This window comes from Pseudomonas sp. GL_091 (assembly GCF_057837725.1).
Map to the genome: position 1 here is coordinate 1,806,086 of NZ_CM174451.1, position 23,643 is coordinate 1,829,728.

Below are 23,643 nucleotides of genomic sequence, written 5' to 3' on the forward strand. Positions count from 1 at the left end.
GCTCGCTAGATTGCGTTGATCAGGCAGTCCGACCCAATGGGTCTCCAGCTGCAACCATCGCAACTATCAAGAGCAGAACCCATGAAAAGAATACTCAGCATTCTCAGCGGTACCTTCCTGCTGGGCGGAGCCAACAGCGCTTTCGCCGCCTCCAGCGCGGACCTGACCGTCACCGGCATCATCACGCCAGCTGCGTGCACGCCGAGCCTGTCGAACGGCGGTCGCGTGGACATTGGCAAGATCTCGGCAAGGAGTCTCAAAAAAGACGACGAAACACTTGTCGGAAAGTACCCCCTGCAACTGACCGTGACTTGTGAAGTACCTGCTCAGTTCGCACTGAACCCCGTCGATAATCAAGCCGGTACTTCGACAAACCCTTTCTGGTTTGGCTTGGGATTGACCCATGAGAACGAAAAGCTGGGTTATCTCAGGGTCTATGTCAAAGGCGCGGTGGCGGGCCAGCAGCCGGTTCGCGCGATCGAATCCGCAGACGATGGGGTGACTTGGGGCGTGGCCGCAGGCACGGGCCCGGGGTACCTCTTGTCAGTAGGCCTCGCAACCGATCACAGCAGGCCCATCGCCGTGAAAGACTTGACGATGGAGTTCGAGGTTTGGACGATGATCGATCGCGCCGACAAGCTGACCCTGAACGAAGATGTTGCCATCTACGGCTCGGCGACTTTTGAAATGAAATATCTCTAAGGTCCTGGTGCTGAACCACTGTCTCAATGCGATACGTGGTTCGGCAGCACCAGCCAATCCGCAGCAACTGCGGCCAAGGCTGCTATCTGGACGCCGACACCCGCCACACCTTGTTCCCTACATCATCGGCCACCAGCAAGTCTCCCTGCCGATCGATTACCACGCCAACCGGCCGGCCCATGGCTTCTTCCTTGTCGTTGAGGAAGCCGGTCAGCACATCCAGCGGTTGCCCGGTCGGCTTGCCGGCATTGAAGGGCACGAAAATCACTTTGTAGCCGCTGTGCGGCTTGCGGTTCCAGGAGCCGTGCTGGCCGATGAAGGCGCCTTCCCTGAACTGCGCCGGTAACCTGTTGCCTTCGGCGAACGTCAGGCCCAGCGAGGCGGTGTGTGGGCCGACCGCATAGTCCGGGGCAATCGCCCTGGCCACCAGGTCCGGGTTCTGCGGCTCGACGCGCAGGTCGACGTGCTGGCCATAATAGCTGAAGGGCCAGCCATAGAAGCCGCCATCCTTGACCGAGGTGATGTAGTCCGGTACCAGGTCACTGCCGATTTCATCCCGTTCGTTGACCGCAGTCCACAGCGCACCACTGTGCGGTTCCCAGGCCATGCCGTTGGGGTTGCGCAGGCCGGAGGCGAAGATCCGCTGCTGGCCCGTGGCGCGATCCACTTCCCAGATCGCCGCGCGACCTTCTTCCTTGTCCATGCCGTTTTCGGCGACGTTGCTGTTGGAACCCACGGTGACGTACAGCTTGCGGCCGTCCTTGCTGGCGATGACGTTTTTCGTCCAGTGGTGGTTCAGCGGCCCACCCGGCAAGTCGACCACTTTGACCGGCGGTGACTTGATCTGCGTATCGCCACTTTCATAGTGAAAGCGCAGCAGGCGATCAGTGTCGGCCACATACAGGTCATTGCCGACCAGGGTCATGCCGAAGGGCGAGTTGAGGTTTTGCAGAAACACCGTGCGGGTTTCCGCGACGCCATCACGGTCCTTGTCGCGCAGCAAGGTGATGCGGTTGGCGCTGGGCACCCTGGCCCCGGCGCGGCCCATGACTTTCTTCATGACCCAGCCGCGAATGCCTTTACCGTCTTCGGGTTTGGGTGGTGCATTGGTTTCCGCCACCAGCACATCGCCATTGGGCAGCACATAAAGCCAGCGCGGGTGATCCAGGTCTTCGGCAAAAGCGGCCACTTGAGTGCCCGTGGCGGCGATGGGTTTTGCGCCCTGCGGCCAACCGATGGCCGGGGCGATGTTCACGGTCGGGATCAGGGTTTTTTTCGGTTCCGGCAATTGAGGCGATGGACCGGTGCCGTCGGAGACTTGCAGGCGGGAGGTCTCGCCACAAGCGGCGAGCCCTCCGCAGAGCGCGATAACGAGAGCGAGCGGGGGCGTGCGCATGCTGGTCTTCCCTATGAATGCCTTGTTCTAATCATAGAGAAGCGTTGTCGTCCGATGGTTCAACCCCTCAGCCGCGAGCTTCCTTGAACAGCACCGCAATGCCGGGGTGATAGTTGCCGGCTTCGTTGCGCAACTTGCGGTAGGCATAAGGGAAATACCAGGCGACAGCGCAGGTGTGTTCCTTTTGCAGGTCGTCGACCATGTCCTGGAGTTCTTCCGGTGTGGCGCCCTGCTGGGCTTTTTGCGGAGCGACGAACAGGCAGCCGAGTTTCAGGTCGCTGGCGTGGCTCAGCCGCTTCGCATCGCTGGCGATGTCGAGCAGGGCCTGGGTCAGGTTGAGGCTGTTGACCCGTGGCCAGCGCTGACTGGTCTGGATGTAGGCGCGGGTTTCGGGCGAGGCCAGGAGCAGGTCGGCGCGGCTGTTGCGTTCGCCTTCTTCGGTCTGCTTGCGGGTGGGCGTCTGTTGCAGCGTGACCATCTCGGCCATCCAGGCCGCGGCCGACAGCAGTCCGAGATTGGCCTTTTCGTCGTGCCAGTACGGTGTGTCGCCATCGCCACGGACGGCGTTGTAACGGTCGATGCATTCGAACCAGTGCTCGAGCACCGGGCGCAGGAATTCCAGCTTTGGATTGTTGATGATCATGCCTTGCATGGGCTCACCCTTGTTGTTGTGTTGTGAGTTTGTGGCTCTTTGATATCACTGCTGGGAGCGTGGCACAAGATTGACGTCAGTTTATTGATTGTTGGCAGCTATTCGGTCGATGGCCGCCCGGCTTTAATTGACGCTCCACCCCCAACCCTCTAACCTTCGCGGCTTGTTTCAGGTGCTCTGTGGCTTGGGTCGACAGAGTGAAACAGGGAAGTCGGTGAGTGAGTCCTTCTGTTGGTCGAAGGTCCGCAATTCCGGCGCTGCCCCCGCAACGGTAAATGAGTGAAAACTGTGTCTGATGCCACTGTGTCGATTCGATGCGGGAAGGCGCACAGTCTGGCCCCGCGCCACTCATGAGCCCGGAGACCGGCCTGATTCATCCAGCGGCATCACGGTGGGCGATGCCAGGCTTTTTGCCTTCTATTCTTGTGCCTGCCCGCCGTTATTCCTGCCTCAACGGAGAGCTCCCCCATGACTGATACCCCCGATCGTGACGAACGCCACCTGGCGCGCATGCAGCGCAAAAAAGCCGTGATCGACGAGCGCATCGCCAATTCCCCGAACGAGTGTGGCCTGCTGCTGGTGCTGACCGGCAACGGCAAGGGCAAGAGCAGTTCGGCCTTCGGCATGCTCGCCCGCGCCATGGGGCACGGCATGCAATGCGGCGTGGTGCAGTTCATCAAGGGCCGCAACAGCACGGGCGAAGAGCTGTTCTTCCGGCGCTTTCCCGAGCAGGTGCGTTTTCATGTGATGGGCGAAGGGTTTACCTGGGAAACCCAGGACCGCCAGCGCGACATCGCCGCCGCCGAAGCCGCCTGGGCGGTGTCGCAGCAGCTGCTGCGCGATCCGTCCATCGGTCTGGTGGTGCTGGATGAACTGAACATCGCCCTCAAGCACGGCTACCTCGAACTCGATCAGGTGCTCAGCGACTTGCAGGCCCGCCCGCCGATGCAACACGTGGTGGTCACCGGTCGTGCCGCCAAGCCGGAAATGATCGAGATGGCCGACACCGTCACCGAAATGGGCGTGATCAAACACGCCTTTCAGGCCGGGATCAAAGCGCAGAAAGGCGTCGAATTGTGAGTCAGCCTCGGCACTGTCCGGCGGTACTGATTGCCGCGCCGGCTTCTGGCCAGGGCAAGACCACCGTCACCGCGGCGCTGGCCCGATTGCATCGCAATCAGGGGCGCAAGGTCCGTGTGTTCAAGTGCGGCCCCGACTTTCTCGATCCGATGATTCTCGAACGCGCCAGTGGTGCGCCGGTGTATCAGCTGGACATGTGGATGGTCGGCGAGCAGGAGAGTCGCCGGCTGCTGTGGGAAGCCGCCGCTGAAGCCGACCTGATCCTGATCGAAGGTGTCATGGGGCTGTTCGACGGTACGCCGTCGAGCGCCGATCTGGCGCGGCATTTCGGTGTGCCGGTGCTGGGGGTGATCGATGGCACCGCCATGGCCCAGACCTTCGGCGCACTGGCCCTGGGGCTGGCGCGTTATCAGCCGGACCTGCCGTTCGCCGGCGTGCTGGCCAATCGTGTCGGCACGCTGCGCCACGCGCAACTGCTCGAAGGCAGCCTGACTGAAGGTTTGCGCTGGTACGGCGCGCTGTCCCGGGAAACCGGGATCGAATTGCCGAGCCGGCACCTGGGGCTGGTTCAGGCCAGTGAGTTGAACGATCTCGACCTGCGCCTCGATGCGGCCGCCGATGCCCTGGCCAGCAGTTGCGAGGTCGCGCTGCCACCGGCGGTCGAGTTCGCCGCCCCTGATGTCATCGCAGTCGAACCGCTGCTGGCCGGTGTACGCATTGCCGTTGCCCGGGATGAAGCCTTTGCGTTCACCTACGGCGCAAGCCTGGATCTGCTGCGGGCGATGGGCGCCGAGTTGTCGTTCTTCTCGCCGATCCGCGACCGTGAGTTGCCGGAGGCGGACAGCCTGTATCTGCCGGGCGGTTACCCGGAACTGCACCATGTTGCGCTGGCGAAAAACACCGCGATGCTCGAAGCGATCCGTGCGCACCACGCCGCCGGCAAGCCATTGCTCGCCGAGTGTGGCGGCATGCTGTATCTGCTCGATTCCCTGACCGATGTCGAGGGCACTCGCGCCGAACTGGTTGGCTTGCTGGTCGGTGATGCGGTGATGCAAAAGCGTCTGGCAGCGCTGGCGTTGCAGGCGGTGCAATTGCCGGAAGGTTCTCTACGCGGGCACACCTACCACCATTCGTTGACCACCACTGAACTGGCGCCGATTGCCCGTGGATTGAGCCCTAACGGCGGGCGCGGAGCGGAGGCGGTCTACCGTGAAGGGCGGATGACCGCCTCTTATGTGCACTTTTATTTTCCGTCGAACCCTTCGGCGATTGCCGCACTGTTTGCGCCGGACCAAAACCTTGTAGGAGCGAGCCTGCTCGCGAAGCGGCCATGACGGATAACGCATATTCCGAAGCCGAACGCGCAGCGGTCTATCGTGCCATCGCCGAGCGCCGTGACATGCGCCACTTCAGCGGCGGCACCGTCGAGCCCGAATTGCTGCGGCGCCTGCTCGAGGCCGCACACCAGGCCCCCAGTGTCGGCCTGATGCAGCCCTGGCGCTTCATCCGCATCAGCGATCGCGCCTTGCGCGGGCAAATCCAGGCCCTGGTGGAAGAAGAACGCATCCGCACTGCCGAAGCCCTTGGCGAGCGCAGCGATGAGTTCATGAAGCTCAAGGTGGAAGGCATCAACGATTGTGCCGAGGTACTGGTCGCCGCGCTGATGGACGACCGCGAGCAGCATATCTTCGGCCGCCGCACCTTACCGGAAATGGACATGGCTTCGTTGTCCTGCGCGATCCAGAACCTGTGGCTGGCGTCCCGCGCCGAAGGGCTGGGCATGGGCTGGGTGTCGCTGTTCGAACCGCAAGCCCTGGCCGATTTGTTGAGGTTGCCGCCGGGTGCCAAGCCGCTGGCGGTGCTGTGCCTGGGGCCGGTGAGGGAGTTCTATCCGGCGCCGATGCTGGTGCTCGAAGGCTGGGCGCAGGCGCGTCCGCTACATGAATTGCTGTATGAAAATTATTGGGGAGTGAGTCAATGAGTGTGGCGTTGTTGAGTGTCGCCGCGGTTGCGCTGGACGCGCTGCTGGGCGAACCCAAACGCTGGCATCCGCTGGTGGCGTTCGGCCGTTTTGCCGAGCGCATCGAGCAACGTTTCAACGGTGGCGGTCGCGGCTGGCGCAGCCATGGCGTCACCGCGTGGGTGATCGCCGTGTTGCCGCTGACGCTGTTGGTCACGGCATTCTCCTGGGCGCCTTATGTCGGCTGGATCGTCGAGATTCTCGCGCTCTATTGCGCCCTTGGCATGCGCAGCCTCGGTGAGCACGTCACGCCTGTGGCCAAGGCCCTGCGCAGTAATGACCTGGAGGCGGCGCGCACGCGGGTGAGCTATCTGGTCAGTCGCCAGACCAGCGAACTGGATGAAACCGAAGTCGCCCGCGCCGCTACCGAGTCGGTGCTGGAGAACGGCAGCGATGCGGTATTCGCGGCGTTGTTCTGGTTTGCCGTGGCGGGCGCGCCGGGCGTGGTGCTCTACCGCCTGAGCAATACGCTGGATGCGATGTGGGGTTATCGCAATGAGCGCTTCGAACGGTTCGGCTGGGCGGCGGCGAAGGTCGACGATGTGCTCAATTACATTCCTGCGCGCCTGGTGGCACTGACTTACGCGCTGCTGGGCAAAACCCGCCTGGCGTTGAAGTGCTGGCGCAACCAGGGCCCGACCTGGGACAGCCCGAACGCCGGCCCGGTGATGGCGGCAGGGGCGGGTGCCCTTGGTGTCGAATTGGGTGGGGCGGCGATTTATCACGGCGAACTGCATCAGCGTCCGCAGTTGGGCGAAGGCGTGCCGGCGGATGCCGACTCCATTGACCGGGGCTGGCAATTGGTCCAGCGCGGGGTATGGTTATGGCTGCTGATTCTCTGCCTGGGGGCCGAATTTTATGCTTGAACACGGTGGGCGACTGCGCAAGGCGGCGCTCGAATACGGCATAGATGAAGCCGACTGGCTGGACCTGTCCACGGGGCTTGCGCCCTGGCCGTTCCCGGTGCCGGATATTCCGCTGCGGGCCTGGGCTCGTTTGCCGGAGACGGACGACGATCTGGAGCAGGCCGCCTGTGATTACTACGGCGCCCTGCAGGCATTGCCGGTGGCTGGTTCGCAAATGGCGATTCAACTGCTGCCGCGATTGCGTCGGGCGGGCAAGGTTGGCGTGTTGTCGCCGTGTTACGCCGAGCACGCCGAGGCGTGGCGTCGCAACGGCTACATCGTGCGTGAAGTGCTGGAGCAGGAAGTCGATTTCTTTATCGACAGTTTCGACGTGCTGGTGGTGGTCAATCCGAATAACCCCACGGGCTTGAGCCTCACGCCCAGTCGCCTGCTCGACTGGCACGCGCGACTGGCCCAGCGCGGTGGCTGGCTGGTGGTGGACGAAGCGTTCATGGATAACACGCCGCATCTGAGCCTGGCGCCGTTTGCCCATCAAGTCGGGCTGATCGTCTTGCGCTCCTTCGGCAAGTTTTTTGGCCTGGCCGGTGTGCGCCTGGGTTTTGTGCTGGCCGAGCGCAAGTTGCTCAAGTTGCTGGCTGAACAAGTGGGGCCCTGGGCCGTGAGCGGGGCAACCCGGGTAGTGGGCCAGGCCTGCCTGCGCGATACCGAGGCGCAAACGGCGCAACGGGTGCGCGCCGAAGAAGCCAGCGAGCGCCTGGCGTCGTTGCTGGAGCAACACCGCTTCGAGCCCCAGGGCGGTTGTGCGCTGTTCCAGTGGCTGATCACCGAGCGCGCCGAAGCACTGCATGAGTTCATGGCCCGGCGCGGCATTCTCCTGCGGTTGTTCACGAACAACAGCAGCCTGCGATTCGGCTTGCCCGGTGACGAAATCGCCTGGGTACGACTGGCGCAGGCGTTCGAAGATTTCGCCAAGGAAAACCAATGACCACGCTGATGGTGCAGGGCACCACATCGGATGCCGGTAAAAGCACGCTGGTGACCGCGCTGTGCCGTTGGGTCACGCGCCAGGGCGTCAGGGTGGTGCCGTTCAAGCCGCAGAACATGGCTCTCAACAGTGCGGTGACGGCCGACGGTGGCGAGATCGGCCGCGCCCAGGCGGTACAGGCCCAGGCCGCGAACCTTGAACCGCACACCGACATGAACCCGGTGTTGCTCAAGCCCAACAGTGACACCGGTGCCCAGGTGATCATCCATGGCCGCGCCGTCACGACCATGAACGCCGTCGCCTATCACGACTACAAAACCATCGCCATGCAAGCGGTGCTGGCCTCCCACGAGCGCTTGAGCGCGGCGTATCCGCTGGTGATGGTCGAGGGCGCAGGCTCGCCGGCGGAAATCAATCTGCGGGCCGGCGACATCGCCAACATGGGCTTCGCCGAAGCGGTGGATTGCCCGGTGCTGCTGATCGCCGATATCAATCGCGGCGGGGTTTTCGCCCATCTGGTCGGCACCCTCGAACTGCTGTCGCCGAGCGAACAGGCACGGGTCAAAGGCTTCGTCATCAATCGTTTCCGGGGCGACATCGCGTTGCTGCAACCCGGTCTCGACTGGCTCGAAGAGCGCACCGGCAAACCGGTGATCGGCGTGCTGCCGTACGTGATGGACCTGCACCTGGAGGCCGAGGACGGCATCGATCAACGCCAGGCCGATAAAGCCGAGCAGGTGCTGAAGGTGGTGGTACCGGTGCTGCCGCGCATCAGTAATCACACCGATTTCGATCCGCTGCGCCTGCATCCGCAAGTGGACCTGCAATTCATCGGCCCAGGCCAGGCGATTCCGCCCGCCGACCTGATCATTCTTCCTGGCTCGAAAAGTGTGCGCAGCGACCTCGCGTACCTGCGAGCCAGCGGCTGGGAGGCTGCCATCGCCCGGCATCTGCGTTACGGCGGGAAACTGCTGGGGATCTGTGGCGGCCTGCAGATGCTCGGTGAGCACGTACATGATCCGCTGGGTCTCGAAGGTGCACCGGGTTCCAGCACCGGTTTGGGGCTATTGGCCTTCCAGACTCAACTCGAACAAGAGAAGCAGTTGCGCAATGTGCGTGGTCGGTTGGCGCTGGAAGATGCGCCTGTTGCGGGTTATGAAATTCATGCCGGCGTGACCACCGGGCCGGCGCTGGAAAACGCCGCCGTGAAACTGGATGACGGCCGCTGTGATGGTGCGCAAAGTGCTGACGGGCAGATTTTCGGCACCTACCTGCACGGGCTGTTCGAATCGCCGGCGGCGTGCAGTGCGCTGCTGCGCTGGGCGGGTTTGCAGGAGGTGCAGGACGTGGATTACCACGCCTTGCGCGAGCGAGATATCGAGCGGCTGGCGGATCTGGTGGAGAAGCATCTGGATACCGGGCTGTTGCGGGAACTCTGTGGAATCCGACTTGCTCGCGAAGACTGAAGTGGCCACACCGCCCATTTGAAAGGATGTAACCATGCTCCAACTGATCCTCGGCGGCGCCCGCTCCGGCAAGAGTCGCCTGGCTGAAAAACTTGCCATCGACAGCGCCCTGGCCGTGACCTACATCGCCACCAGCCAGCCACTGGACGGAGAAATGAGCGAGCGGGTGGCCCATCACCGCGCTCGTCGTCCTGCCGAATGGGCACTGATCGAAGAACCGCTGGAGCTGGCCCGGGTGCTGCGTGAATCCGCCCGTGCCGAGCGCTGCCTGCTGGTGGATTGCCTCACCCTGTGGCTGACCAATCTGCTGATGCTCGACGATACCGAGCGCTTGCAAGCCGAGCGTGATGCCTTGCTGGACTGCCTGGCGTCGCTGCCGGGTGAAATCATTTTTGTCAGCAACGAGACCGGAATGGGTGTCGTGCCGCTGGGCGAATTGACTCGCCGCTATGTCGATGAAGCCGGTTGGCTACATCAAGCTCTGGCTGAGCGTTGTCAGCGTGTCGTCCTGACCGTCGCCGGCCTGCCCCTGACTCTGAAAGGAACTGCGTTATGACTCAATCCTGGTGGCTGAACCCGTGCAAGCCGGTCGATACCCAAGCGGTCGAACAGGCCCAGGCGCGGCAACAGCAACTGACCAAGCCGGCCGGCTCCCTCGGCCAACTGGAAGCGCTGGCGGTGCAACTGGCGGGTTTGCAGGGGCGGGTCAAGCCGAGCCTGGAGCAGGTGTGGATCGCGATTTTTGCCGGCGACCATGGCGTCGTCGCCGAGGGCGTGTCGGCGTTTCCCCAGGAAGTGACCGGGCAGATGCTGCTCAACTTCGTCAGCGGTGGTGCCGCGATCAGCGTATTGGCGCGGCAACTGGGCGCTTCCCTTGAGGTGGTTGACCTTGGCACGGTAACGCCGTCGCTGAACCTGCCGGGTGTACGCCACCTGAACGTCGGCCCGGGCACGGTAAATTTTGTACAGGGACCGGCCATGACCGCGGCCCAGGGGCAACTCGCCTTGCAGGCCGGCCGTGACAGCGTGCAGCGGGCAATTGCCAGCGGTGCGCAGTTGTTTATCGGTGGCGAAATGGGCATCGGTAACACCACCGCCGCCAGCGCCCTGGCGTGCGCGCTGCTCGATTGCCCGGTGGTGCATTTGACCGGGCCTGGTACCGGGCTCAATGCCGAAGGTGTCAGCCACAAAGCCCAAGTGATCGAGCGCGCCCTGGCATTGCATGGCGCGCAGCGTGACGATGCCTTGCAGACCCTGTTCAACCTCGGCGGTTTTGAGATCGCCGCGCTGGTCGGTGCGTATCTCGCGTGTGCCCAGGAGGGTGTCGCGGTGCTGGTGGACGGCTTCATTTGCAGCGTCGCGGCGCTGGTTGCGGTGCGTTTGAATCCTGAGTGCCGTCAGTGGTTGTTGTTCGGCCATCGTGGCGCCGAGCCGGGGCATCGTCATGTACTGGAAACCCTGAAAGCGCAGCCGTTGCTCGATCTTGGCCTGCGGCTTGGCGAAGGCAGTGGCGCGGCATTGGCAGTGCCGTTGCTGCGCCTGGCTTGCGACCTGCACGGGCAGATGGCGACCTTCGCCGAAGCCGCCGTGGCAGATCGTCCGGCATGACCTTGCACCTGGATCTGTTGCGTCACGGTGAAACCGAACTCGGCGGCGGCTTGCGCGGCAGTATCGATGACGCGTTGACCGACACGGGCTGGGAGCAGATGCGCGCCGCGGTGGTCGGGCAGGGGCCGTGGGATCGGCTGGTCAGTTCACCCTTGCAGCGTTGTGCACGCTTTGCCGAGGAGCTCGGTGCGCAATTGGGTATGCCAGTGCAACTGGACAAAGACCTGCAAGAGTTGCATTTCGGCGCCTGGGAAGGGCAGAGCGCGGCGGCGTTGATGGAAACCGACGCGCAGGCCCTGGGCTTGTTCTGGGCCGATCCTTATTCGTTCACGCCGCCTCAGGGTGAGCCGGTAGCAGACTTTTCGGCGAGGGTGCTGGCAGCGCTGGGGCGTTTGCACGCGACCTGTGCCGGTGAGCGCGTTTTGCTGATCAGCCATGGCGGTGTGATGCGTCTGTTGCTGGCACAAGCCCGCGGGCTGCCAAGGGAGCAACTGCTCAACGTTGAAGTCGGGCATGGCGCGTTGTTTTCGCTGACGGTGGGGCCTGAGGGCTTGTTGAAGGAAGTGCTCTGACCATGCTGCCATTCTGGATCGCCCTGCAATTTCTCAGCAGCCTGCCGATTCGCCTTCCCGGTATGCCTGAGCCCCGGGAACTGGGGCGGTCGCTGCTGTTTTATCCGCTGGTGGGACTGCTCTTTGGCGCGATTCTGTGGGCAGTCAACTGGCTGCTGCTGGGCACGCCGACGTTGCTGCACGCAGCGCTGTTGCTGAGCGTTTGGGTGCTGCTCAGCGGCGGCTTGCATCTGGATGGCCTGGCGGACAGCGCCGATGCCTGGCTTGGTGGTTTTGGCGACCGCGAGCGTACGCTGACCATCATGAAAGACCCGCGCAGCGGGCCGATCGCCGTGGTGACGCTGGTGCTGGTGTTGTTGCTTAAATTCACCGCGCTGCTGGCGCTGATCGAACAGCCGCACTCGCTGGCATTGATCATCGTACCGTTGATAGGTCGCAGCGCATTGCTCGGCTTGTTCCTGACTACGCCCTATGTGCGTGCCGGTGGCCTTGGTCAGGCGCTGGCCGATCATCTTCCGCGTTTGGCGGGCAAGCAGGTGTTGGCGATCAGCGCACTGGCCTGTGTGTTGATCGCAGGCGTCAGCGGTGCGCTGGCGGTGGTGTTGGCGGCGCTGGGGTTTGTCTGGCTGCGCCAGGTGATGCTACGGCGCCTGGGCGGTACGACGGGGGACACGGCGGGCGCTATGCTGGAGTTGCTGGAAGTTGCAGTACTGGTAGGCTTGGCGCTGGCCTGATCGGGTTGTGTTGAATGTTCCGGCCTGCTCGCGATGGCGATCTACAGGACACCGCCCAATCACTGAACAAAACCCATGCCACTTGATTTAACCGACTCGCGGGTATATACACGCACCATGCTCGATTCCCAATGTTTATGCATCAACCTGCGTCGCGCCGCCCGTGGCGTCAGCAGGCACTACGACGGCGCTCTCGACGGCTTCGGGATCAACGTTGCGCAGTATTCTTTGCTGTGCAATCTGCAGCGTCTGGATCAGCCGAGCATCTCGACCCTGGCCGAGGCCATGGGCCTGGATCGCAGCACCCTGGGGCGTAATTTGCGGGTGCTGGAGGGTGATGGCCTGGTGACGCTGGTCGAGGGCGAGGACATGCGCAACCGCATCGTCCTGCTGACCGAGGCCGGGGTGGAGCGCCTCAAGGCTGCCTTGCCGGCCTGGGAAGCCGCGCAGCAACGCTTGATCGATCGCCTGGGGGCCGAGAAGCGCGAAATCTTACTGAAGCTGCTGGATGAACTGGCATGATGCCGGTTTTTTCGATCTTAAGCGGGTATATACCCGCTACCGGAGAACAACAATGACATCGATGTGGCGTACATGCGGCTGGGTTCTGTTGGGGAGTGCGCTGATCCTTGCGTTGTCGCTGGGCGTTCGCCATGGCTTCGGGCTGTTTCTGGCACCGATGAGCGCCGAGTTCGGCTGGGGCCGGGAAGTCTTTGCCTTCGCCATCGCCCTGCAAAACCTGATCTGGGGTCTCGCTCAGCCATTCACCGGCGCCCTGGCCGACCGCTTTGGTGCGGCGAAAGTGGTGCTGATTGGTGGCGTCCTGTATGCGGCCGGGCTGATCTGCATGGGGCTCTCCGACTCGGCGCTGACCCTGTCCCTGAGCGCCGGCCTGCTGATCGGCATCGGACTGTCCGGTACGTCGTTCTCGGTGATTCTGGGGGTGGTCGGCCGCGCAGTACCGTCGGAAAAGCGCAGCATGGGCATGGGAATCGCCAGTGCGGCCGGTTCGTTCGGCCAGTTCGCGATGTTGCCCGGCACCCTCGGTTTGATCGGATGGCTTGGCTGGTCTGCGGCGCTGCTGGCGTTGGGCTTGCTGGTGGCGCTGATCGTGCCGCTGGTGAGTATGCTCAAGGACAAGCCGCTGCCCGTCCTGGGTCACGAACAGACCCTGGGCGAAGCACTGCGCGAAGCCTGCTCCCACTCCGGATTCTGGCTGCTGGCGTTCGGCTTTTTTGTGTGTGGGTTCCAGGTGGTGTTCATCGGTGTGCACTTGCCGGCCTATCTGGTGGATCAACACCTTCCGGCGACGGTCGGCACCACGGTGCTGGCGCTGATCGGCCTGTTCAACATCTTCGGCACCTATACCGCTGGATGGCTCGGCGGGCGCATGTCCAAGCCGCGTTTGCTCACAGGTCTGTACTTGCTGCGGGCGGTGGTCATTGGGTTGTTCCTGTGGGCGCCGGTGACGACCACTACGGCTTATCTGTTCGGCATGGCCATGGGCTTTCTGTGGCTGTCGACGGTGCCGTTGACCAACGGCACGGTGGCGACCTTGTTTGGTGTGCGAAACCTGTCCATGCTCGGCGGGATTGTTTTCCTGTTTCACCAGCTCGGTTCGTTCCTGGGTGGCTGGCTGGGTGGCGTAGTGTATGACCGTACCGGCAGCTATGACTTGATCTGGCAGGTCGCGATTCTCTTGAGCCTGTTGGCCGCCGCCCTGAATTGGCCGGTGCGTGAACGACCGGTGGCGCGCCTGCAAACACAAATGAGTGCGACATGAACAACCTTTGGCCACGGATCGCTGTAGCCGCCGTCTGCGCCTTATTGCTGGCGTTGTCGTGGTGGGGCTGGCATCAGGGCGGGCTCGCGCTGATGCAGTTGGGCATGGGTGCTTGCTAGCGAGCGGCGAGGGCGAGTAACGTCACTTTTGACGAATTATCAAGGATGCACCGACATGCTGATGCGCTGGATTGTAGTCCCCGCGTTGCTGGTGACGTTTACCGGGCTGTCCTACGCGGCCGAGTGCCCGGAGCTTTTGCAAGGATCACTGCAAAAGCTGCGCGCCAAGGAATCCATCGACCTGTGCCAACGGTATGAAGGTAAGCCGCTGGTGGTGGTCAATACTGCGAGCTTCTGCGGTTTCGCCCCGCAGTTCAAAAGCCTTGAGGCGCTGAATCAGCGTTACAAAGGGCAGGGACTGGAAGTGCTGGGTGTTCCGTCCAATGACTTCAAGCAGGAGTCCAAGGACGGTGCCGAAACCGCCAAGGTTTGTTACGTCAACTATGGCGTGACTTTCACTATGACCGAGCCGCAGTCGGTACGTGGCGCCGACGCAACCCATCTGTTCAAGGTGTTGGCCGAACAGAGCAGTGCGCCAAAATGGAATTTCTACAAATACGTGGTCGATCGCAAGGGTAAGGTGATCGCCAACTTTTCCAGCCTGACCAAGCCCGATGATCCCGAGTTCATTGCAGCGGTGGAAAAAGCCCTGGCTTCGCCATCGCTCGTTTCGCCCCCCTGACCTGTAGGAGCGAGCTTGCTCGCGAAAATCTCAAGGCGCCTCGTTCATCCAGTAAGCACGTGTCATCGTTCGCGTCCATCGCGAGCAGGCTCGCTCCTACAAAGCCCCGCTTCTGTACAAGAGAGCGGGGCTTTTTTTGATTCAGCGGGCGAATGGTTCAGGCTCGCCGTAAATCATCAGAAGCGGTAGGTCGCACCGAGACCGAAACCGTTCGCGTAGTTTTCATACTTGGCGTTGTAGTTCTGGCCACGGTTGTTGCTGTTGTCGACCTTGACCGACTCTTCGCGCAGGTACGAATACGCCAGGTCGATGGTCAGGTCGTCGGTCGGGCTCCAGCCGGCGCCCACGCTGAACGCTTTGCGATCGCCCGTCGGGATGCGTGGGGATCGGTTAACGTTGTTGGTCGGTGCCTGGTCAACGGACAGACCGGTACGCAGTACCCATTGCTTGTTCAGCTGGTAGGACGCGCCAATGGCGTGAGCCCAGGTGTCGTGCCAGTTCTGTTCTTCGGTGATGGTACCGAATTGGCCGTTCAGGACGGTTGGAACACCACTGTTTTCGACGGTGATATCTTTCAGGCGGCTCCAGCGAGTCCAGGTGCTGCCTGCGTAAAGAGTCCACTGGTCGTCGAGCTGGTGAGTGACCGAGAAGTCCACCGATTCAGGCGTGGTCAGGTCCAGCGACGCGTCGTATTTCTGATTCGGGTTCTGGCCGATCAGGCCCAGTACGTTGTAGTTGACCTTGGTGCTGCCCTCGAGCTTGTACTTCACTTTCGAGTGGTAGGTCAGGCCGACGCGAGTGCTGTCGGTGGCTTGAACCAGCACGCCGATGTTGTAGCCCAGCGCGGTGTCGTCACCGGTGATCTTGACCTTGCCGTCCGGCGCGGCCTGGGTGATCGACAGGTTCGATTCCAGGGTGCCGTCAATGCGGTTGATGGTCGGGCCAAAACCGATGGAAACCTTGTCGTTGAAGGCGTAGCTGACAGTCGGTTGCAGGGTGACGATTTTAACTTCGCTCTTGCTGCCGAAGTAACGACCGGCAAAGCCGTTTTCGTAGTCGGTTACCAGGCCGAATGGTGCGTACACGCCCACACCGAAGGCCCACTGGTCATCGATTGGCTTGACGTAGTAACCCATAGGCACGGCGATCAACGGGACCATGTCGCCTTTATTGGTGCCTCCGTTCGGGCTGGAGCTTGCGTGGCTGATGTCAGTGTGTGCGTCGATCATCGCAACACCGCCGGTGACTTGTTCGCGCTTGATGCGCGACATGCCGGCAGGGTTGCCAAAAACTGTACTTGCGTCATCGGCAGAGGAAGATCGCCCGGCAAAACCCGTACCCATCCCGCTGATGCTTTGTTCGTTAACGGCAAAGCCACTTGCGAAAATCTGGGTGGATGCCATGGCAACGGCGAGACTAATGGTGGTTTTGAGCATTACTTTTTTCATTATTAGAACTCCTGGTGATCACCGGGGCGAAAATTACCAACATTTTCGTCCCAGCGCCATAGGCTGTATGGCTTGATTTAGAGCGGTTTTGTAGGACAATCCGACCAAAATCGCGACGTGTTGCGCGATCTTTGGATCCAGAGGGGTTAGCAGGCTACCTGATTCAGCGGTGAAACACAGGTTTGCCAGGCGCAGGTGAAATCACGCAGACGCCCCTGGGGCTGAAATGTCTGGCGCCAGATTCTGGCCATACCCAACAAGTCATCCGGGGCGGGGAGGGGGGTATTCTGTTCTTCCACCAGCAGCCAGGCGATGGCTGTGGCGTAACGCAGGTTGACGGTCAATTCGAGGTGCGGGCCACTGAGAAACGCATGCTGGCTGGCCAGGCCGCGGACCAGGCTAGCACGCTCCGGATCAAGGGCCAGGTAATGGTCCCAAAGGGCCTGGTGGCGGGGCTCGGCGATGCGGTACAGGCCGTGCCCACGGCGGTCATGCAGGGCGGAACCAAGGGCGGACTGGCTGGCGGCAATACCCAGCAGCAGGGATTCGGCAGTAGCGCTATGGCGTCCGAGGTAGATCAAGGTCGGACGAATCACGTAGCGGCACAGTTCGCTGGCAGCGATACCCATAAAACCCTCGAAACCTGAGTTGGACGGCGATACCTGAAGGGGGGGCTTGGCAGCAGTGAATCGACTCAGGCTCGCCGCAAGCGGGTCAAGCCGCTTGAGTTGAAGTGTAGTGTCATATTCGCGCTGTAAAGGCCTGTTTTTAAAATATTTCCAGCGACCAGTTATAACCGTTATATCGGATCGTGCTTAGTCGTGATTCGAGAAAAGGGAAATATCGGGCAATAAAAAGCCCCGCTTTTCGGGCAGGGCTTTCGGTTTTTCAGCCTTTCTGGCGTTTCAGGCAACCAGTGCCTGACGGGTACGCTCGATCACGGCCTGCAGCGGCTCGGCGCTGGAGTATTGATCGGGGTACAGGCGTTCGCTGTGACGAGCGATACCGTGCTCATTGACCAGGGTAAAGCTGAAGCAGCCTTTGCGAGCGGCCATGATCAGGCAGTTCATTGGTGCAAAAGCGTTGGTTAGGGTGCGAATGGCATCCTGTGCATGGATTTGAGTAGACATTAATGGTGTTCCTACAAATGACACGGATAAGAACCGTGCAACGTTAAAACGTTCCAGTAACGTCGATCACCATTGACCGAACGAAGAACCCGACTGGAACAAAGCAGCCAGTTGAAGCGCTATATATTTGCGCGCTTGGGCCGGCAGGTAGGTACTTAGGAGGGCAGGCAACACATCGAGGGCAAAGGTTCTGGGCCCGGGGTGAAGATCCTGATCAATTTGCAGGTTGGTTCGAGCAGAGTAAGCAGGCGGAGCAACACCCTTTGCTTTCGATTCAAAGGTTGTGTCGGCGCAAGATTTACCTGGAAACCATCGAGGTGGTCGATCCGCTTGTTCGGTGGAGGCTTCCTTTGGGAAGGCTGACCGGGGGATTTGTTCGACCAGAATTGACTTTCAGCTTGGTACTAACGCCGCGGATACTAACGGATTGAACTTGATAAGGGAAGTGTGTTAGCAAAAAGATTTTCCCGACAGGTGCTCAATCGGGCTGTTTTGCCTTGTAGCCAAGCGTATGAAGCTGCGCTGCTTCCAATTGATGCGCCCTATAGCAGAACAAAACCCGACCATCGGTCATCGACGTTGGTAGCAGCGCAGCCGTCTAAACATCGGGTTTGCCAGGGCTTATCCCCAGGCACGACAAAAAATGCGCCGAAAAAGTGCATCGATATAACCGTCGTAAAGGCACTTGTGCACATTAGTTGCGCACTCTGTCACCCCGCTGTCATCTCACGTTCAAGCGTCGTGACTGCCTGTATCCAAAATTTAAGTCAATGAAAAACATCGCTTTTTTTTACTGGTGAAAAAATCGTCAGTTTGACTGCGAGCCCCATTCCACAGGGCTTTGAGCGAGTTGAAGGGCGGTTGTCCACTGAGTTATCCACAGCTTCTGTGGATTGTCCCGAGCGCTTGCTCTAGGACGGGCGTGCCGGGATATTTTCAGCTTTACCTGTAAGAAAAAGAGAGTAAAGTTGCGCGCCTTCCGATCTGCCCCACAGTGCTTTATGAAGTTTCGCTCAGCATCCGTTTCCTCTTCCTCCACACCACCCTCTGTTGCCCCTACCAAGCGCTTTTCCATGCGCGTGGCGGAGTGGCTGTTGGACAGTCCGCATCTGGGCGAAAACCGTAACGTCAAACACATCGCCGGACGTCTGCTCAAGCAACCGGCCCGTGAAGGCGTAGTGGCTGCGCAAAGTCGCCTTGGCCAGTTGATGTGCCGCGAATGCGGGAATGCCCGGGACCGCCGGATCGGTCAGGACCTGTTGCGTCAGGCCGCTCGGGCAGGCGATCACCGCGCTCAACAGGAACTGGGGCTGATCGAAGACTGAGCTGTCCAAGACCGGACGCCTTGGTTAACCTTCAGGCTTTATCCGAATGGCAGGAGTGGCTATGGCAATGGACTTGACCAGCGTATTGCTGGGTCTGGCAGCGGCTGCGTTGCCGTTGCTGGTATTGGCCTGGCAACTGCAGCGTCGAGCCAGCAGCACGCAAGCCGATGTCGCGCTGCTGCAAGAACGCCTGGCCATGGCGCAACTGGCGCAGGACGGATTGAATGCCCAGCTCGAATCCAGCCGCGATGAAGCGGCTGACCTGACCCAGGCCAACGCCGCCAAACAGGCTGATCTGGCTGCGCTGCGTCGTGAAGTCGAACTGTTGCAGATCGAGCGCGACGACGCCCGGGACGCCTCCCATGCGTGGAATATCGAACGCGCCGGCAAAGAAGCCGAATTGCGCCGTCTGGATGCCCAGGCAGCGTCGCTAAACGCCGAATTGCGCGAGCAACAGGACAGTCATCAGCAACGCCTCAACGACCTGCAAGGTTCGCGGGACGAGTTGCGCGCGCAGTTCGCCGAGCTGGCGGGGAAAATTTTCGATGAGCGCGAGCAGCGCTTTGCCGAAACCAGCCAGCAGCGCCTGGGGCAGTTGCTCGATCCATTGAAGGAACGCATCCAGTCCTTCGAAAAGCGTGTCGAGGAAAGCTATCAGAACGAGGCTCGTGAGCGTTTCTCCCTGGCCAAGGAGCTGGAGCGCCTGCAACAGCTGAATTTGCGCTTGAGCGATGAAGCCACCAACCTGACACGCGCCTTGAAAGGGCAAAAGACCCAGGGCAATTGGGGCGAACTGATTCTTGAGCGCGTGCTCGAGCATGCGGGGCTGGAGAAGGGCCGCGAGTACCAGACGCAGGTCAATCTCAAGGGGCCGGATGGCGAGCGCTTCCAGCCGGACGTGATCATTTATCTGCCGGGCGACAAACAGGTGGTGGTCGATTCCAAGGTCAGCCTGACGGCCTATCAGCAATACGTCGCGGCTGAGGACGAGGCCATCGGCCAGATCGCCATCAAGCAGCACGTGCTGTCGTTGCGTAATCACGTCAAAGGCTTGGCCGGCAAGGATTACAAGCGCCTCGATGGCTTGCACAGCCTGGATTTCGTGTTGCTCTTCGTGCCGATCGAGGCGGCGTTTTCTGCCGCGTTGCAGGCTGAGCCGACGTTGTTTCAGGAAGCATTCGACCGCAACATCGTGATCGTCAGCCCGACCACGTTGCTGGCGACCCTGCGTGTCATCGACAGCCTGTGGAAGCAGGAGCGCCAGAGCCAGAATGCCCGGGAAATCGCCGAGCGGGCCGGGTGGCTGTACGACAAGTTCGTACTGTTCATTCAGGATCTGGACGAAGTCGGCAATCGCCTGCAACAACTGGACAAGGCCTACAGTTCGGCACGCAACAAGCTGACAGAGGGACGTGGCAACCTGGTCAGTCGCAGTGAGCAACTCAAGCTGCTGGGCGCGCGGGCGAGCAAGAGCCTGCCGGCGGACTTGCTGGAGCGGGCGATGACCGATGTGGATGGGCTGGTCGAGTTGCCGGAGTAGCCCCGGGCGAGCGTGGACCTTGTGGCGAGGGGGCTGTGTTGAACCGCGTTACAACGGCAAATACCGGCTCAACAACGCCCGCAACGCCGCCGGTTTCACCGGTTTGGCCAGGTAATCCAGTCCCGCGGCATGCACCAGGTCAACCGTTTCCGGCCGGCCATCGGCGCTGATTACCACCCCGGGAACCGGCTCGCCCATTTGCGTGCGCAGCCAGGCCATCAAGTCGGTTCCGGTCTCGCCATGATCGAGGTGGTAATCCACCAGCGCCAATTGCGGGCGCATGCCTTCGCCAAGCAACGCGGCGCATTCCTCGCGATTGCGCGCGGTCCAGACCTGGCAACCCCAGCGGCTGAGCAGGCTGTTCATACCGATCAGGATGCTGTCCTCGTTGTCGATACACAGCACCTGCGCACCATTGAGCAATTTGCCATTGAGCTCGGCGACCTTGACCGGCGCTGCGGTTTGCGCCCGGGCCAGCGGCACGCTGACGCTGAAGACGCTACCGCGCCCCGGCCAGGAGCGTACACGCAAGGTATGACCGAGCACGCGACATAGTCCGTCGGCAATCGCCAGCCCCAGGCCGAGGCCTTTTTCGGCCCGTGTCTGGTGGCTGTCGAGGCGCTTGAACTCTTCGAAAATCACTTGTCGTTTATCTTCCGGAATACCCGGCCCACGATCCCAGACTTCCAGGCTCAATGCTTCCCTGTGCCGGCGAACCCCCAGCAGCACCGGCCCTTTGCCGTAGCGGAAAGCGTTGGTCAGGAAGTTTTGCAAAATCCGTCGAAGCAATTTGATGTCGCTGTCGACCCGCAACGAGCTTGCGCGAACCCGGAATTCCAGCCCTTGTTCCTGCGCCAGCACCTTGAATTCGGTACCGAGGGTGTCGAACAGTTCGTTGAGGGCGAATGGCTGGCGATTCGGGTTGATCTTGCCGTTCTCCAGGCGGGAAATGTCCAGCAGGTCGCTGATCAAGTCCTCTGCCGAGCGCAGCGAGCTGTCCAGGTGCCCGACCAGTTTCTGCGCTTCGCCGGACAAACCATCGTCCTGATGGGAGAGGGCGGCGGAGAACAGCCGCGCCGCATTCAACGGTTGCATCAAGTCATGGCTGACGGCCGCGAGGAAACGGGTCTTCGACTGGTTGGCGGCCTCGGCGGTGCCCTTGGCTTCAGTCAGGGCAACGTTGAGCTGCGACAGTTCGTGGGTCCGTTCGGTGACCCGTTGCTCCAGGCCTTCGTTGGCTTCGGTCAACGCCTGTTCGGCTTCGCGGAACGCGGTGATGTCGGTGAAGCTCATGACGAAGCCGCCGCCCGGCATCGGGTTGCCGATCAGCTCGATCACCCGGCCGTTGGGGAACAAGCGCTCGGAGGTATGCGCGCGGCCCTGACGCATCCAGTGCAGACGGCGAGCGACGTGCACTTCGGCTTCGCCGGGGCCACACAGGCCGCGCTCGGCATTGTGGCGAATGATGTCGGCGATGGGCCGGCCGACGCTGATCAAGCCGTCGGGGTAGTTGAACAGCTCCAGGTATCGACGGTTCCAGGCCACCAGTTTCAGCGACTGGTCAACCACGCTGATGCCCTGGGTGATGTTCTCGATGGCGCCTTGCAACAAGGCACGGTTGAATTGCAGTACCTCCGAGGCTTCGTCGGCGATGCGCACGACGTCTTCCAGTTGCATCTCCCGCCCTTCAATGGCGGCTTTTACCACCGCGCGGGTCGAAGAGGCACCGAGTACACCGGCCAGCAAGCGTTCGGTATGGGCGATCCATTCACTGTCGGCGTTCTGGTTCGGGTTGAAGCCTTTGCCCTGGCGATAGGCAAAGCGGATGAAGCTTTGACGGGCGCGTTCTTCGCCGACAAAGCGCGCCGCCAGTTGCAGCAGGTCGTCGATCTGCACTGAAAGCATCGAGCGTGCGCTGGGGCGGGCACTGATTTCCTGGCCGATGAAGCGGCCCGCCTGCCAGTGCTCGGAAACCCGGGTGCGCGACAGCACCGAGACCCAGGCGAACAGCGTGAAGTTGCCTGCCAGCGACAGCACCACGCCCTGGGTCAGCGGAGTGATCGGCAGGTTCAGCGGATTGCTGTGCAGCCAGGCCAGCCCCGGGAACGTGCTCAAGGACAGGCCGAGGCTGAGGGCGGCAATCGGCAGGATCAAGGTGTAGAACCACAGGAAGGTGCCTGCGGCGAGGCCAGCGAAAACACCGCGGCGGTTGGCCTGTTTCCAGTACAGCGCACCGAGCATGGCGGGGGCCAGCTGGGTTACGGCGGCGAAGGCGATCTGGCCAATGGTCGCCAGGCTGGCGGTCGAGCCCAGCAGGCGATAACTGACGTAGGCCAGCAGCAGAATGACCACGATGCTGACGCGGCGCACCGACAGCATCCACTGGCGGAACACTTCGAACGGGCGTTCGGCATTGTTGCGACGCAGCAGCCAGGGCAACAGCATATCGTTGGACACCATGGTCGACAGCGCCACGCTGGCCACGATCACCATGCCGGTGGCCGCCGATGCGCCACCGATAAATGCCAGCAGGGCCAGCGCCGGATGCGCTTGGGCCAGGGGCAGGCTGATGACGAACGAGTCCGGTAACACCGAGCTGGGCAACATCATCTGACCGGCCAGGGCGATCGGCACGACAAACAATGCGGCGAGGGCGAGGTAGGCCGGGAATACCCACTTGGCCAGGCGCAGATCCTGAGGGTCGATGTTCTCGACAACGGTCACGTGGAACTGCCGTGGCAGGCAAATGATCGCCATCATCGCCACACCGGTCTGCACCACCATCGACGGCCAGTTGATGGTTTCCTTCCAGTACTGTTCGAGGCGCGGCGCGAGCATGGCCTGGTCGAACAGATCGTCGAAACCGTCGTACAGACCGTAGGTCACGAAGGCGCCGACGGCGAGAAACGCGAACAGCTTGACCAACGATTCGAAGGCGATGGCCAGCACCATGCCGCGGTGGTGCTCCGTGGCGTCGAGGTTGCGGGTGCCGAAGACGATGGTGAACAGCGCCAATACCAGCGACACAATCAGCGCGGTGTCCTGGGCACGGGTGCCCATGGCGTCGGCGCCAGCGCCGATCAGCAGGTTCACGCCGAGCACGATGCCTTTGAGCTGCAGCGCGATGTAGGGCAACACTCCGACCAGGCAAATCAGCGCCACCACCACCGCCAGCGACTGGGATTTGCCATAGCGTGCGGCGATGAAGTCGGCGATCGAGGTGATGTTTTCCTGTTTGCTGATCATCACCATTTTTTGCAGGACCCACGGCGCACCGACCAGCAACAGGATCGGCCCGAGGTAGATCGGCAGGAACGACCAGAGCTGTTCGGCGGCCTGGCCCACGGCGCCGAAAAAGGTCCAGCTGGTGCAATAGACCGCCAGCGACAGGCTGTACACCCAGGCCCGCACACGCGGCGGCAAGGGCGCGCTGCGACGGTCGCCATAGAAGGCGATGGCGAACATGATGGCCATATAGGCCAGGGCGACGGCGGCAATCAGCCCGGTGGACAGCGACATGGGGACTCCAGACAAAAGACACCCGGGCTCCCGCCCGGACAGACAGTCTCGCACGACCGCCAGCGTTAGTCAGTGT

General features: G+C 61.7%; 23 protein-coding genes and 1 riboswitch. Of the genes, 17 read left to right on the forward strand and 6 right to left on the reverse strand.

The window, feature by feature from the left end; translation table 11 throughout:
• Positions 1-81: 81 nt before the first annotated feature.
• Positions 82-702: a DUF1120 domain-containing protein gene (locus AC3ITY_RS08300; RefSeq protein ID WP_489308403.1), complete on the forward strand. Its 621-nt coding sequence runs from the start codon at positions 82-84 to the stop codon at positions 700-702.
• Between the two features lie 82 nt (positions 703-784).
• Here the strand turns inward: AC3ITY_RS08300 and AC3ITY_RS08305 are convergent, their stop codons facing one another.
• Together AC3ITY_RS08305 and AC3ITY_RS08310 are read right to left on the reverse strand one after the other, a co-directional pair.
• On the reverse strand, positions 785-2,098 hold the full coding sequence (locus AC3ITY_RS08305) for a PQQ-dependent sugar dehydrogenase (protein ID WP_489308404.1): 1,314 nt from the start codon (positions 2,096-2,098) through the stop codon (positions 785-787).
• Between the two features lie 67 nt (positions 2,099-2,165).
• Complete coding sequence (locus AC3ITY_RS08310; protein WP_489308405.1) at positions 2,166-2,750, reverse strand: hypothetical protein; 585 nt, start codon at positions 2,748-2,750, stop codon at positions 2,166-2,168.
• Positions 2,751-2,903: 153 nt separating this feature from the next.
• Positions 2,904-3,136: riboswitch (cobalamin riboswitch) on the forward strand.
• Positions 3,137-3,218: 82 nt separating this feature from the next.
• Between AC3ITY_RS08310 and cobO the strand changes: the two genes are divergently transcribed.
• The 14 genes from cobO (at position 3,219) to AC3ITY_RS08380 (ending at position 14,605) form a co-directional block, all read left to right on the forward strand.
• Positions 3,219-3,830 carry a cob(I)yrinic acid a,c-diamide adenosyltransferase gene (cobO, locus tag AC3ITY_RS08315; RefSeq protein WP_489308406.1) on the forward strand — a complete coding sequence of 204 codons (612 nt, stop codon included), beginning with the start codon at positions 3,219-3,221 and terminating at the stop codon, positions 3,828-3,830.
• Positions 3,827-5,164 carry a cobyrinic acid a,c-diamide synthase CobB gene (locus AC3ITY_RS08320; protein ID WP_489308407.1) on the forward strand — a complete coding sequence of 446 codons (1,338 nt, stop codon included), beginning with the start codon at positions 3,827-3,829 and terminating at the stop codon, positions 5,162-5,164. The genes cobO and AC3ITY_RS08320 overlap by 4 nt, the downstream gene beginning before the upstream one ends.
• Entirely contained in the window at positions 5,161-5,811 is a 651-nt protein-coding gene (bluB, locus tag AC3ITY_RS08325; protein WP_489308408.1) for a 5,6-dimethylbenzimidazole synthase, read from the forward strand. The genes AC3ITY_RS08320 and bluB overlap by 4 nt, the downstream gene beginning before the upstream one ends.
• Positions 5,808-6,716, forward strand: a complete 909-nt coding sequence (gene cbiB / locus AC3ITY_RS08330) for an adenosylcobinamide-phosphate synthase CbiB (RefSeq protein WP_223455937.1) — start codon at positions 5,808-5,810, stop codon at positions 6,714-6,716. The genes bluB and cbiB overlap by 4 nt, the downstream gene beginning before the upstream one ends.
• Positions 6,709-7,701: a threonine-phosphate decarboxylase CobD gene (gene cobD / locus AC3ITY_RS08335; RefSeq protein WP_489308409.1), complete on the forward strand. Its 993-nt coding sequence runs from the start codon at positions 6,709-6,711 to the stop codon at positions 7,699-7,701. The genes cbiB and cobD overlap by 8 nt, the downstream gene beginning before the upstream one ends.
• The gene (locus tag AC3ITY_RS08340) at positions 7,698-9,167 is read left to right on the forward strand and encodes a cobyric acid synthase (protein WP_489308410.1); all 1,470 of its coding nucleotides are present in this window, start codon (positions 7,698-7,700) and stop codon (positions 9,165-9,167) included. Before cobD ends, AC3ITY_RS08340 begins: the two co-directional genes overlap by 4 nt.
• A gap of 34 nt (positions 9,168-9,201) precedes the next feature.
• Positions 9,202-9,723 carry a bifunctional adenosylcobinamide kinase/adenosylcobinamide-phosphate guanylyltransferase gene (gene cobU / locus AC3ITY_RS08345; RefSeq protein WP_489308411.1) on the forward strand — a complete coding sequence of 174 codons (522 nt, stop codon included), beginning with the start codon at positions 9,202-9,204 and terminating at the stop codon, positions 9,721-9,723.
• Positions 9,720-10,775: a nicotinate-nucleotide--dimethylbenzimidazole phosphoribosyltransferase gene (gene cobT, locus AC3ITY_RS08350; RefSeq protein WP_489308412.1), complete on the forward strand. Its 1,056-nt coding sequence runs from the start codon at positions 9,720-9,722 to the stop codon at positions 10,773-10,775. Before cobU ends, cobT begins: the two co-directional genes overlap by 4 nt.
• On the forward strand, positions 10,772-11,347 hold the full coding sequence (gene cobC / locus AC3ITY_RS08355) for an alpha-ribazole phosphatase family protein (protein WP_489308413.1): 576 nt from the start codon (positions 10,772-10,774) through the stop codon (positions 11,345-11,347). Before cobT ends, cobC begins: the two co-directional genes overlap by 4 nt.
• A 2-nt stretch (positions 11,348-11,349) precedes the next feature.
• Complete coding sequence (locus AC3ITY_RS08360; RefSeq protein ID WP_489308414.1) at positions 11,350-12,081, forward strand: adenosylcobinamide-GDP ribazoletransferase; 732 nt, start codon at positions 11,350-11,352, stop codon at positions 12,079-12,081.
• A 117-nt stretch (positions 12,082-12,198) separates the two neighbouring features.
• Positions 12,199-12,603, forward strand: a complete 405-nt coding sequence (locus AC3ITY_RS08365) for a MarR family winged helix-turn-helix transcriptional regulator (protein ID WP_489310799.1) — start codon at positions 12,199-12,201, stop codon at positions 12,601-12,603.
• Between the two features lie 52 nt (positions 12,604-12,655).
• The gene (locus AC3ITY_RS08370) at positions 12,656-13,864 is read left to right on the forward strand and encodes an MFS transporter (protein ID WP_489308415.1); all 1,209 of its coding nucleotides are present in this window, start codon (positions 12,656-12,658) and stop codon (positions 13,862-13,864) included.
• Complete coding sequence (locus AC3ITY_RS08375; protein WP_008051054.1) at positions 13,861-13,983, forward strand: hypothetical protein; 123 nt, start codon at positions 13,861-13,863, stop codon at positions 13,981-13,983. The genes AC3ITY_RS08370 and AC3ITY_RS08375 overlap by 4 nt, the downstream gene beginning before the upstream one ends.
• Positions 13,984-14,038: 55 nt before the next feature.
• Positions 14,039-14,605 carry a glutathione peroxidase gene (locus AC3ITY_RS08380; RefSeq protein WP_489308416.1) on the forward strand — a complete coding sequence of 189 codons (567 nt, stop codon included), beginning with the start codon at positions 14,039-14,041 and terminating at the stop codon, positions 14,603-14,605.
• 176 nt (positions 14,606-14,781) lie between these two features.
• Here the strand turns inward: AC3ITY_RS08380 and AC3ITY_RS08385 are convergent, their stop codons facing one another.
• The 3 genes from AC3ITY_RS08385 to AC3ITY_RS08395 form a co-directional block, all read right to left on the reverse strand.
• Positions 14,782-16,053, reverse strand: coding sequence for an OmpP1/FadL family transporter (locus AC3ITY_RS08385; protein WP_489308417.1), 1,272 nt, complete (start codon positions 16,051-16,053; stop codon positions 14,782-14,784).
• Positions 16,054-16,199: 146 nt separating this feature from the next.
• A complete protein-coding gene (locus AC3ITY_RS08390) occupies positions 16,200-16,682 on the reverse strand; it encodes a hypothetical protein (RefSeq protein WP_007984504.1) in 483 nt (160 codons plus the stop codon).
• 276 nt (positions 16,683-16,958) lie between these two features.
• The gene (locus AC3ITY_RS08395; protein WP_003204606.1) at positions 16,959-17,183 is read right to left on the reverse strand and encodes a hypothetical protein; all 225 of its coding nucleotides are present in this window, start codon (positions 17,181-17,183) and stop codon (positions 16,959-16,961) included.
• Between the two features lie 1,001 nt (positions 17,184-18,184).
• Between AC3ITY_RS08395 and AC3ITY_RS08400 the strand changes: the two genes are divergently transcribed.
• Together AC3ITY_RS08400 and AC3ITY_RS08405 are read left to right on the forward strand one after the other, a co-directional pair.
• On the forward strand, positions 18,185-18,508 hold the full coding sequence (locus tag AC3ITY_RS08400) for an SEL1-like repeat protein (RefSeq protein ID WP_080925238.1): 324 nt from the start codon (positions 18,185-18,187) through the stop codon (positions 18,506-18,508).
• Positions 18,509-18,683: 175 nt separating this feature from the next.
• The gene (locus AC3ITY_RS08405) at positions 18,684-20,048 is read left to right on the forward strand and encodes a DNA recombination protein RmuC (RefSeq protein WP_223455966.1); all 1,365 of its coding nucleotides are present in this window, start codon (positions 18,684-18,686) and stop codon (positions 20,046-20,048) included.
• Between the two features lie 48 nt (positions 20,049-20,096).
• Here the strand turns inward: AC3ITY_RS08405 and AC3ITY_RS08410 are convergent, their stop codons facing one another.
• A complete protein-coding gene (locus AC3ITY_RS08410) occupies positions 20,097-23,567 on the reverse strand; it encodes a hybrid sensor histidine kinase/response regulator (RefSeq protein ID WP_489308418.1) in 3,471 nt (1,156 codons plus the stop codon).
• Positions 23,568-23,643: the final 76 nt, after the last annotated feature.